Origin of the sequence: Mesorhizobium sp. M5C.F.Ca.IN.020.32.2.1 (assembly GCF_004023105.1) — a bacterium.
GTDB lineage: Bacteria > Pseudomonadota > Alphaproteobacteria > Rhizobiales > Rhizobiaceae > Mesorhizobium > Mesorhizobium wenxiniae.
Genome location: NZ_RZSX01000121.1, coordinates 1 through 10,269, shown reverse-complemented (window position 1 = coordinate 10,269; position 10,269 = coordinate 1). Strand labels below are relative to the sequence as shown.

12 protein-coding genes are annotated in these 10,269 nt (G+C 63.9%); 4 read left to right on the top strand and 8 right to left on the bottom strand.

The genetic code is table 11. The features are described from left to right. From EOA86_RS08785 to EOA86_RS08775, 3 genes are all read left to right on the top strand, one after another. A partial coding sequence (locus EOA86_RS08785) for a hydantoinase B/oxoprolinase family protein (protein ID WP_164891634.1) occupies window positions 1-750 on the top strand: 750 nt, incomplete at its 5' end. Next, window positions 747-1,949 (top strand): pyridoxal phosphate-dependent aminotransferase, encoded by a 1,203-nt coding sequence (locus EOA86_RS08780; RefSeq protein WP_128341258.1) that lies wholly within the window; start codon window positions 747-749, stop codon window positions 1,947-1,949. The genes EOA86_RS08785 and EOA86_RS08780, both read left to right, overlap by 4 nt. Window positions 1,950-1,952: 3 nt before the next feature. Continuing rightward, entirely contained in the window at window positions 1,953-2,768 is an 816-nt protein-coding gene (locus tag EOA86_RS08775; protein ID WP_128341257.1) for an NAD(P)-dependent oxidoreductase, read from the top strand. A 94-nt stretch (window positions 2,769-2,862) separates the two neighbouring features. Here the strand turns inward: EOA86_RS08775 and EOA86_RS08770 are convergent, their stop codons facing one another. From EOA86_RS08770 to EOA86_RS08760, 3 genes are read right to left on the bottom strand one after another with little or no spacing between them, the layout of a single operon-like run. Then, window positions 2,863-3,549 (bottom strand): cupin domain-containing protein, encoded by a 687-nt coding sequence (locus EOA86_RS08770; RefSeq protein WP_128341256.1) that lies wholly within the window; start codon window positions 3,547-3,549, stop codon window positions 2,863-2,865. Beyond that, window positions 3,539-4,576, bottom strand: a complete 1,038-nt coding sequence (locus EOA86_RS08765; RefSeq protein ID WP_128341255.1) for an alcohol dehydrogenase — start codon at window positions 4,574-4,576, stop codon at window positions 3,539-3,541. The genes EOA86_RS08770 and EOA86_RS08765 overlap by 11 nt, the downstream gene beginning before the upstream one ends. Window positions 4,577-4,621: 45 nt before the next feature. Continuing rightward, entirely contained in the window at window positions 4,622-5,716 is a 1,095-nt protein-coding gene (locus EOA86_RS08760) for an FAD-dependent oxidoreductase (protein WP_128341254.1), read from the bottom strand. 156 nt (window positions 5,717-5,872) lie between these two features. Between EOA86_RS08760 and gcvA the strand changes: the two genes are divergently transcribed. Further along, complete coding sequence (gcvA, locus tag EOA86_RS08755; RefSeq protein ID WP_245497189.1) at window positions 5,873-6,871, top strand: transcriptional regulator GcvA; 999 nt, start codon at window positions 5,873-5,875, stop codon at window positions 6,869-6,871. 44 nt (window positions 6,872-6,915) lie between these two features. On the opposite strand, the gene EOA86_RS08750 is transcribed toward gcvA, so the two are convergent. The 5 genes from EOA86_RS08750 to rraA form a co-directional block, all read right to left on the bottom strand. Next, window positions 6,916-7,491: a peroxidase-related enzyme gene (locus tag EOA86_RS08750; RefSeq protein ID WP_128341253.1), complete on the bottom strand. Its 576-nt coding sequence runs from the start codon at window positions 7,489-7,491 to the stop codon at window positions 6,916-6,918. 108 nt (window positions 7,492-7,599) lie between these two features. Next, a complete protein-coding gene (locus EOA86_RS08745) occupies window positions 7,600-7,905 on the bottom strand; it encodes an antibiotic biosynthesis monooxygenase family protein (RefSeq protein ID WP_128341252.1) in 306 nt (101 codons plus the stop codon). Window positions 7,906-7,919: 14 nt separating this feature from the next. Beyond that, window positions 7,920-8,339, bottom strand: coding sequence for a cupin domain-containing protein (locus EOA86_RS08740; protein WP_128341251.1), 420 nt, complete (start codon window positions 8,337-8,339; stop codon window positions 7,920-7,922). 14 nt (window positions 8,340-8,353) lie between these two features. Beyond that, window positions 8,354-9,751 (bottom strand): NAD-dependent succinate-semialdehyde dehydrogenase, encoded by a 1,398-nt coding sequence (locus EOA86_RS08735; RefSeq protein ID WP_128341250.1) that lies wholly within the window; start codon window positions 9,749-9,751, stop codon window positions 8,354-8,356. A 106-nt stretch (window positions 9,752-9,857) separates the two neighbouring features. Continuing rightward, on the bottom strand, window positions 9,858-10,269 hold a 412-nt coding region (gene rraA, locus EOA86_RS08730), incomplete at its 5' end, for a ribonuclease E activity regulator RraA (protein WP_128341249.1).

The window sequence follows — 10,269 nt, the reverse complement described above, 5'->3', positions numbered from 1 at the left end:
CTCAAATGCGTTGTGGCGCCGGACATACCCAACAATGCCGCCTCGCTTGCCTTCTTCACCGTTTCGTCGCCGGTCAACATCCTGAACGCAGTTCGGCCGGCGCCCGTGGCGCTCAGGCACATCTTCGGTCATATGGTCCCGGACCTCGTGCTCGGCGCAATGGCCAAGGCGCTGCCCGGTAAGATCCAGGCCGAAGGCGCCGGCGCGCTGTGGAACATCCACATCTCGGCGCGACCCGCGAATGGTGGCGAGGGACGCCGCGCCGAGGTGCTGATGTTCAATTCCGGCGGCATGGGTGCGCGGCCCAGCCTCGACGGCCTGTCGGCGACCGCCTTCCCGTCCGGCGTGCACACCATGCCTATCGAGGCGACGGAGCACACCGGTCCGATCGTGGTGTGGCGCAAGGAACTGCGCCCCGGCTCCGCCGGCGACGGCGAGTTCCGCGGCGGGCTCGGACAGGTCATCGAGATTGCGCCCATAGAAGGCCACGAATTCGATTTCTCGGCGATGTTCGACCGCATCAATCACCCGCCGAAAGGACGCAACGGCGGCAAGGACGGCGTTGCCGGCGTGGTCAAGCTGGACGACGGCACGAAGTTGCGTCCCAAGGGCTGGCAGCATGTGCCGGCAGGGCGTCGCCTGGTGCTCGAGCTACCGGGCGGCGGCGGCTATGGCGATCCGGCCAGGCGCAGCGCCGAAGCCCGGGCCGAGGACCGATCCAAGGGGTACCTTATGGAGGACGACCGATGAGCTACATTTCCTCACGGCTGTCGGTAGTCAAGCCGTCGGCTTCGATGGCGGCGTCACAGGCCGCAAAGGCGCTTCGCGCCAAGGGGGTCGACGTGATCGACCTCGGCCTCGGCGAACCCGACTTCCCGACGCCGCCTCATATCATCGAGGCGGCCTTTGCGGCCGCACGGTCCGGCGACACCCTGTACACGGCGGCAGCCGGGACACCGGCCGTGCGCCAGGCGATCGCCGAGAAATTCCGGCGCGAGAACGGGCTGGACTACACGGCCGACGACATCGTGGTGGCGAACGGCGCCAAACAGATCATCTTCAACGCGCTGATGGCGACGCTGGAGAACGGCGACGAGGCGATCCTGCCGGCCCCCTATTTCGTCTCCTATCCGGAAATGGTGAAGCTCCTGGGCGGCACTCCCGTCATTGTCGAATGTCCGGAAACGTCCGGCTTCAGGCTGACCCCCGAGGTTCTGGAGCGGGCAATCACGCCCCGCACCAAGTGGCTGTTCCTGAACATGCCGGGCAATCCATCGGGCGCGGTCTATTCCGAGGCCGATTTGAAGGCGCTAGGCGCCCTACTGGCAAGACATCCGCAAGTGCTCGTCCTCTCCGACGAGATCTACGAGCACATCCTCTTTGACGGCCGGGAGTTCGTCTCCTTCGGCAAAGCTTGCCCCGAACTCAAGGATCGCAGCCTGATCGTCAACGGGGTGTCAAAGGCCTATGCAATGACCGGCTGGCGTGTCGGCTACGCCGCCGGCCCGGCGCCGCTGGTCAAGGCAATGTCGACCATCCAGAGCCAGTCGGTCACCTCCGTATGCTCGATCGCGCAGGCGGCGACGGTTGCCGCGCTCGAGGGACCGCAGGGCGAGGTGAGCCGCTTCCGCCAGGCGTTCGAAGCGCGCCGGAACCTGGTCGTCGACGGCATCCGACAGATCAATGGCCTGACGCTCTCGCCTCCGGAAGGCGCATTCTACGCCTATATCGGCTGCGCGAGCCTGATCGGCCGCAAGACCCCGAAAGGCGATGTGCTCGAGAATGACGCGGCGGTCGCGACCTACCTGCTGAACGAAGGGCGCGTGGCGTCGGTACCGGGCGTCGCCTACGGACTGTCCCCCTATTTTCGCATCTCCACCGCCACGAGCGAGGAAGTGCTGTTCGAAGCAATCAGGCGGATCAAGGCCGCCGTGGCGGAAGTGGAGTAGAACATGGCGCACTACGAACGCATCCTGATCACGGGCGCGGCGGGTCGTCTCGGTTCTGAATTGCGCCAGGGGCTGGTGCCGCTGGCCAACAAGATACGCCTCGCCGGACGTAGCCCGTTCGGAGAACTCGCGCCCCATGAGGAGGAAGCGGTATTCGACCTCGCCGATATGGAAGCTACCATCGCGGCCACCAGGGACTGCGACGCCATCGTGCATTTCGGCGGAGCGCCGCACGAGAGCCCCTGGCAGACGATCCTGGATTCAAGCATCCGCGGCTCCTACCACATCTACGAAGGCGCACGGAAACACGGCGTCAAGCGCGTCATCTACGCGTCATCGGTGCACGCCATCGGCTATCACGAGGTCGAGGCGCATATCGGCGTTGATGCACCTGTTCGTCCCGACAGCCTTTATGGCGTGTCGAAGAACTTCGTCGAGAGCCTGAGCCGCCTCTACTGGGACAAGTTCGGCATCGAGACAGTATGCCTGCGCATCTTCTCGTCGTTTCCCGAGCCAACCGATCGCCGCATGCTCTGGTCGTATCTTTCCTTCGCCGACTGCTTGCGGCTGGTCGAAGCATCGCTGACGGCGCCGCGGGTCGGCCACACGATCTCGTTTGGCATTTCCGACAATAAGGTGAAGACGGTCGACAACAGCGGTGCGAACCATCTTGGGTTCGTTCCGAAGGACAGCGCGGAGCCGTTCCGCGCCGCGGTCGAGGCCAAGACGCCGATCCCGGATCCGAAACGGCCGTCTGCCAAATATCTGGGCGGTTGGTTCTGCGAGCTCGGCCACCCCGACGACGAACAGAAGGAATAGCCTCCAAAGGAGCGCAGTGCCGATTCTGCAAGGCGCGGCTCACCAGGACAATAGGAGGTCGAGCAAACCAGAGCGCCGGTTTCCTCGGCGACTGTCACGGCATCTGAGGCAACGGCAGCACACCGCGATGAAGGAGCGGCGCGTCCTTGACCCAAAGCGTCAGGCCGTTGTGTCCGGCTGTTCCTTTGAATTTGATGCCTGCTGGCAGACGAACCCAGGTCTGCGTCTTGAGCTTGTCACGCTCAAACTCGATTGCGCCGGCAGCTACCAGCAACTCGAGCCCACGCGGATTGTCGAACTCGATCCCAGCGCGCGCGGGGAATCGTTCCAGCCGCACCTGCTCTTCACCGTCGTCGAACAGTATTCTCACCTCCATTGCCCCGGTCCGAGGCGTGATGCTGCGCCCTTCCCGCGGTTTGCAAACGAGCTGTTCGCGATCTCCCTCCCGGTATTGCCAGAGGCGGACAAAAATCGTGCATCCTTCCCGGGAGGCCGGCACATGCGAGCTGCCCGGAGGGTTCCGGAAATAGCTGCCGGCTGGATAATCGCCGTGTTCGTCCTGAAACGTGCCGTCGAGAACGAAGGTTTCCTCGCCGCCCGTATGAGTATGGCGCGGAAAGACACTCCCAGGAGCATAGCGCACGATCGAGGTGGCGCGGGCGACCTCTCCGCCGACGCGATACAGCATGCGCCGCTCCACGCCCGCCGCGGGGCTCGGCACCCAGTCGAGCTTGCCGGCGTGGACGATGACCGGTTTCGACAGATCGGCGTTAATGCGCATCGGCCGGCTCCTTCATGGTCAGAACCATTCGGAACCTCACGTCCGCGGATTTCATCCGCTGGTAAGCTTCGAAGGCTTTCTCCAACGGCATGGTCTCGATCCGGGGACGCACGCCGGCGAGCACACTGAAGTCGAGCGTCCTTTCGTTCTCGTAGGGCGTGCCAGTGATCGATCCGAGCACGCTACGCTCGCCCCCGACGAGTTGACCGGCCGAGACGGGCAGTGGATCCTTGCCCGCGCCGAGCAGCACGAGGCGACCACGCGGCGCGAGGCCGGGCATCAGAGCGGAAACCGCCTCGGCATTGCCAACAGTTGTGACGATCGCTTGCGCCCAGCCCATGGATTTCAGCCTGGCCGCGGCGTCCTCCGCCGTGCTGTCGATGTAGAAATGGGCGCCGAGCTTCAGCGCATCCTCGGCGATGTTCTGGCCGCGCCCGACGGCGGCGACCTTGAAGCCCATCTTGCGGGCATATTGCAGAGCCATGTGCCCGAGACCGCCGATCCCGAGGATCGCGACGAGATCGCCGGCTTCCGCGCCGGACTTCTTGAGCGCGTTGAAGGTGGCAATCCCGGCGCACAGGATGGGCGCCGCCTCCTCGGAGCCGAGGTCGTCGGGGATCGACACAAGACCGGTGCCGCGCGCCAGCATCATTTCGGCATAGCCGCCGTCGCAGGACGCCCCGACCACAGGCTTGCTCTCGCACAATTGGAACCGACCCTGGCGGCACTGGATGCACTCACTGCAATAGCCGCCAAACCGGCCGACGCCGACACGCTGCCCGAGCTTCCAGATCGCGGAAACCCCCTCGCCAAGGGCGACGATGCGGCCGACCACCTCATGACCGGGCACGCGCGGCGGCTGCAGCGACGGATCGGCCGCCTCGATATCGGAAACGTCCGCACCGCAAATGCCGCAAGCTTCAACCTCTATCAGGACCTCGCCGACGCCGGGCTCGGGCGTCTGGCGCTCCACCAGTTCCAGCTTGCCGGGAGTTGTGACCTGCATGGCGCGATATGTGGCTTTCATGGTTTTGTTTCCTTGTCGTCAGCCAACTTCGGATTGGCCGGCCGATTAGACCAACCCGTCCGCGACCTCGGCGACTGCGCGCCGGGCTGCCTCGACGGCGCCAGCGAGATAGCCGGGCTCGGTAGGGCTGGTTTCGCTGCCGGCAAGCGAGATGCGATCGTGCCACTCGCCTTCGACCCACTGGTGCGTGCTCGCAGTCAGATGGCCTCCGGCCGCTTGGTCGTCGCGGGTCGCGGTGAGTGGATCGGCGGCCCAGTCCTTGAACAGCGTCGCGCGTGGCGTTCCCGCCTCTGGCCCGAACAACTGGGCGAGCTGCTGGAGCGAGCCCGCGATGATGGCATCGCGGCCGACCGCCTTGCGCTGCTCGGCGGACAAGCCGACGAAGCCAAAAAGTGCGGCCTTTCCGGAAGCAGTCGTCGCATCGTGGATTTCCATAAGCGGGCCGACCATGCTCTGCGCCGTGCCGGACAGGCCGGCCTCGCGCCAGAACGGACGATCGTAGAGGGCGAAGACCTTTGCGTGCGGCGCCATCCAGGTGGGCGTATCACGCCAGCGTCGCACCGTTGCAGCGTCGAGTGCCGGCGAAAACGAGACTGTCGATACCAGGAGCCGCGGCGGCAGCGCAAAGATGACGCGAGCAGTCATTTCGCTCCGTTCCGCCCCGCTCGCATCGACGAAGCGGACCTCGACCTGTGGCCCACTCAGGGCAACGCGCGTGACCCGCGCCTCGAGCAGGATGCTTGGCTTCGGAAGACAGGACGCGAGAGCAGAAATGATCGCACCCGTGCCTCCGGCAAGCCGCATCGACTGCGGCTCCTGTTGCATGCCGCGATAGCGCTGCGGCGCTTCCCGTGACATGCGCTGGAAGACGACGTCGCCGTCACTGTTCTGCGGGAAGAAGGGCAGCGCGAGATCTCTGACAAGTTCGCCTATGGCCGGCTGCATGCCCGGCCAGAACCAGGATGGGCCCAGATCGAAACCGTCATCCGACGGTTGGCCGGTCGCGTCGGCCGACAGGATACGACCGCCCAGCCGGTTGCGTGCCTCCAGCAGGAGGAAGTCGATGCCGGCCTGGTGAAGGAGACGGGCAGAAAGCAGCCCGGCGAGACCGCTTCCGACAATGATAACAGGATGGTTCAAGACTGCGACTTTCGAAAGTGGGAATGAGGAGCCGGCGCACCAATCTCCGGCCTCTTCCCATGGCCCTGGCGGAGACCGTTCGCAAACGGGAAGATCTTGTCGAGCGGAGAAGAAAAACTTTAGCGGAAGCGTTGCTCCAACTCGTCCCTAGGCGGCATGATGGACGATACGAAATTGGGTACAGACGTGCGGTCGCCAATCCATCTCAACGCCCTCCGCGCCTTCGAAGCCACCGCCCGCCATGGCAGCTTTGTCGGTGCCGCCAAAGAGCTGCACGTGACACCTGCGGCAGTCGGACAATTGGTGCGCAGTCTCGAGGAGTGGCTGGGGACGCCTCTCTTCCGGCGCAGCCAATCAGGCAAGGTGCGGCTGACCACGACCGAAGCGGCGGAAGCGGCGCTGGCTGATATAAGGATAGGCCTCGATCGGCTGAGGACGGGCCTCGAACGTATGAAGGAGGCAGCCTCCGGCGGGGTTTTGACCGTAACAGTCAGCCCCGCCTTCGCCGCCAAGTGGCTGATGCCGCGGATAGAGCGGTTCCAAGCCAGATGGCCCGACACGGATGTTCGACTCGATACGAGCCTCAAGCTCGTCGACTACGTCGCTGAGGGCATCGACATCGGCGTACGTTACGGGGCCGGTCACTGGCCGGGCCTGACTGCCGAAAAGCTTATGGACGAGGAGATCTTCCCCGTCGTTTCTCCGGCTCTTCTCAGGCAGGCGCCCATCAAGCGGCTGCGCGATCTCGCGAACCAGACGCTGATCCATGATCACTCGGTCGATCCAAACTCTGGATTCGCGACGTGGGAGACATGGCTGGAAAAGGCAGGAATTGCCGATGGCTTGCCGCGACGCGGCCTCAAGATCAACAACTCGGCCGCCGTCTTGCAGGCGGCGATCGACGGTTATGGAGTGGCCCTCGCGCGCAGTATCTTGGCGCACGACGATCTCGCCGCCGGTCGGTTGGTTCGCCTCTTCCCGAACGTCCGCGTTCCATCAACGTTGGCTTATTACGTCGTCTATCGGCCCGAACGCGCTTCGATGCCTCGCCTCATCGCGTTCAGGAACTGGCTTCACGAGGAAGCTGCCGGGCCTCGTTCGCAAGACACCACGGAGCCAGCCTCAGATTTCCATCTCAGAAGCGTCCGAGAGTAGATCGACCGACCCGGGGCCTTCTGCCCGCCATCGTTTGCCGAAATTCACCGCCCGAGGGCGTAGAACTCGTCGTTCGGTCGCATGCTGGTCACGTTAGCGAGACGGTTGGACATGCCGAAGAACGCGGAAATGGCGGCGATGTCCCAGGCGTCCTCCTCGGTGAAGTCATGCGACTTCAGGATATCCAGATCGCTTTCGCCCACCGCGTGGGCCTGCTGCGAGACCTTGACGGCGAAGTCGATCATTGCCTTCTGGCGCGGCGTGATGTCGGCCTTGCGATAGTTCACGGCAACCTGATCGGCGATCAGCGGATTCTTCGCCCGGATGCGAAGGATGGCGCCGTGGGCGACCACGCAGTACTGGCATTGGTTAAGGTTGCTGGTCGCCACCACGATCATCTCGCGCTCGGCCTTGGTCAGGTTGCCGGGCTTGTCCATCAGCGCGTCATGGTACGCGAAAAACGCCCGGAACTCGTCGGGACGATGGGCCAGCACCAGGAACACGTTCGGGATGAAGCCGGACTTTTCCTGCACGGCGAGGATGCGCTCGCGGATGTCCTGCGGCATGTCCGAGATATCCGGGACAGGAAACCGGCTGACTGCGGGCTGATTTGTGCTCATGTTTCTCCTCCTCGGGTATCAGAGCTCGTTGATCGGCACGATAGCGCGGCCGCGCATAGCCAACGATCAGCTGTTCGGATACGCCCGGACAACACCCTCCATCGGGCGCTAAACAAATGGTCTGGTCAAGACGGGGCGCGAATGGGTCACCAATGGCGCCTCCCGGAAGTAGTCGCCTGCCAAACGTCGCCACTCCTGGAAGTCGGCCGAGTTTCGAAAATGGACCATGTGGTCCTCGACGGTTTCCCACTTGACCACCAGCCGATAACTGGTCGGGTCTTCGACGATCCGGTGAAGCGAGAGGCCGTGGCAGCCCTTGGCTTTGAGGAAGAGCGGTGCAGCCTCTGCGACAGCCTGCTCGAAGGCCGCCTCGCTACCCTGCTTGACCGCAATCTCGACAACCTCCAGGAACATACAGGTTCCCCACTTCAGCTGGCCGGCTTCTGGTCGTGCTCGGCATCGATCCGTCGCGTATCGCCCGTCGCAATCAGCGTGCGCGTTGCTTCCACGCTCGCGTAGATCCAGAAGATCTTCATCCGCTCCGTTTTCGACGCATTGATGAACCGGTGCGGCAGGTTGGCGGGAATGAATGTCGTGTCCTCGGGCTTCAGCTCGTGGCGCTCACCATCGATTTCGGCGATGGCATTTCCCTCGAGCAGCATCACGCTTTCCTCGCAATTGTGCTTGTGCAGCGGGATCGCGGCGCCTGGCTCGAAGATCGTGATACCGTTGATGAAGCTGGTCGTCCCGGAGGCACGGTTCACCAGCGGAATTGTCCTGGCCCCGCCGCCGCGTTCGTGCGCGGGGATCTGATCGGGCCTGAATACGGCGGCCTTCTGGGTCGTCATCGGGTTGCCTTTCGCTACTGTGACCTGGATGCTGGTGCGGAGTTTCGTGCCGGACCGATCCACACCGTCTTGATGTTGACGAACTCGCGGATGCCGTAGAGGCCCAATTCGCGGCCGTATCCGGAGCGCTTGATGCCGCCGAACGGCAGGCGGGGATCGGAAGCAACCATGCCGTTGATGAACACGGCGCCGGCATCGATCCTGCGCGCCAGTTGGCGAGCACGGCCGAGATCGGAGGTCCAGATGGCCGCGCCGAGGCCATACTCGGTCTGATTGGCGAGCGTTATGGCCTCGTCGGCGTTCTTGACCCGGACAATGGCTGCGACCGGTCCGAAGGTCTCCTCGTCGAATGCCGCCATGCCTGGGGTGACATGGTCGAGGATTGTCGGTGCATAGTAGTAGCCCGGCCTCTCGATCGCCTGTCCACCGATTTCCAGGCGAGCACCCGCAGCCAATGACCGTTCAACCTGCTCGTGCAGGGCGGCGCGCAGATTTGCGCGCGCCAGAGGCCCGATCGAGGTCTCTGAGTCCAGCGGATCGCCGACCTTCAGACGTTCGACACCTCGGCGGAACGCCTGCACGAAGGCGTCGGCCACGCCCTCCTCGACGATGAAGCGTTTGGCATTGACGCAGCTCTGCCCCACATTGATGAACCGCGCCTTCACCGCCACGGCGGCGGCAGCCTCAACATCCGCGTCTGCCAGCACCACGAAGGGATCGGACCCGCCGAGCTCAAGCACCTGCTTCTTCAGCGCCTTTCCCGCCTGCGCTGCAACGATTGTGCCGACCTGCGTCGAACCGGTCAGTGTCACAGCCGCGATCCTGTCATCCGCGATCAGGCCCGCAACCATGTCTGGCTGGATCATGAGCGTTCGGAACAGCCCGTTCGGACAACCGGCAGCCGTCATGACCTCCTCAATCGCCAAGGCACACTGCGGCACGTTGTTGGCGTGCTTCAGGATCGCGCCGTTGCCGGCTGCAAGCGCCGGCGCGGCGAAGCGGAAGAACTGCCAGAACGGATAGTTCCAAGGCATGATGGCGAGAACGACGCCGAGCGGATCGAACACGGCGGCGCTTTCGGTCGCCGAAGACTCAATAAACTCGTCGGCAAGGAAGCGGGGAGCGTTCTCGGCGTAGAAGTCGCAGTTCCACGCGCATTTCTCGATTTCAGCCTCGGACTCGACGAGAGGTTTCCCCATCTCCTGTGTGATCAGCCGAGCATAGCGTGCCTTCCCCTTCCTGAGCACGACGGCCATCTGTCTGAGCAGCGGAACGCGATCCTCGACCGATCGCGCGCGCCATGCGCGTTGGGCGCGAACGGCGGCGGTCAGTGCCGAGTCGACCTCGGCGGCGGAATGCTCCTCGAAACTCGCGATCTCTTCGCCTGACGCCGGGTTGATTGAGACAATCACTGAATCATCCTCTTTTTGTCTTGCGGTGCATCATCGCGGTGCGTGGAGGGCTTGTCTTGGAGGACCCGCGGAACGGATGTCCAAGCATATGACTGCGAGGCATGGTTTAGGCTCTCAGATCTTCATCAGAGACGAGCAGGCCGTCGTGGTCGGCGTAGGCGAAGGCACCGGGCCGAAACTCCACCCCGCCGAAATGCACCGCGCCGTCAACCCGCCCTGCCCCGTCCTTGGACGACTTTTTCGGCGAGACGCCGAGGCAGAAGACAGCCACATCCATCTGCTCGATCTCCGCGCTGTCGCGCACCGAGCCGTTGATGACGATACCTGCCCACCCGTTGTCCCGCAGGAGCATGGCGATCTGGTCGCCAAGGAGAGCGCAGCGGGTGGACCCCCCACCATCGACGATCATCACTCTGCCTTCGCCCGGCTTCTGGAGTTCCGCCTTGAGGAGAGCATTGTCTTCAAAGCACTTCACGGTGGCAATCGGGCCCCAGAACTGTTTCCTGCGGCCCAGTTTC

Bases quoted from the DNA above. Each gene is read 5' to 3' on its own strand.
- EOA86_RS08780 (WP_128341258.1), top strand. From the start codon at position 747: ATGAGCTACATTTCCTCACGGCTGTCGGTAGTCAAGCCGTCGGCTTCG.
- EOA86_RS08775 (WP_128341257.1), top strand. From the start codon at position 1,953: ATGGCGCACTACGAACGCATCCTGATCACGGGCGCGGCGGGTCGTCTC.
- EOA86_RS08770 (WP_128341256.1), bottom strand. From the start codon at position 3,549: ATGCGCATTAACGCCGATCTGTCGAAACCGGTCATCGTCCACGCCGGC.
- EOA86_RS08765 (WP_128341255.1), bottom strand. From the start codon at position 4,576: ATGAAAGCCACATATCGCGCCATGCAGGTCACAACTCCCGGCAAGCTG.
- gcvA (WP_245497189.1), top strand. From the start codon at position 5,873: ATGATGGACGATACGAAATTGGGTACAGACGTGCGGTCGCCAATCCAT.
- EOA86_RS08750 (WP_128341253.1), bottom strand. From the start codon at position 7,491: ATGAGCACAAATCAGCCCGCAGTCAGCCGGTTTCCTGTCCCGGATATC.
- EOA86_RS08745 (WP_128341252.1), bottom strand. From the start codon at position 7,905: ATGTTCCTGGAGGTTGTCGAGATTGCGGTCAAGCAGGGTAGCGAGGCG.
- EOA86_RS08740 (WP_128341251.1), bottom strand. From the start codon at position 8,339: ATGACGACCCAGAAGGCCGCCGTATTCAGGCCCGATCAGATCCCCGCG.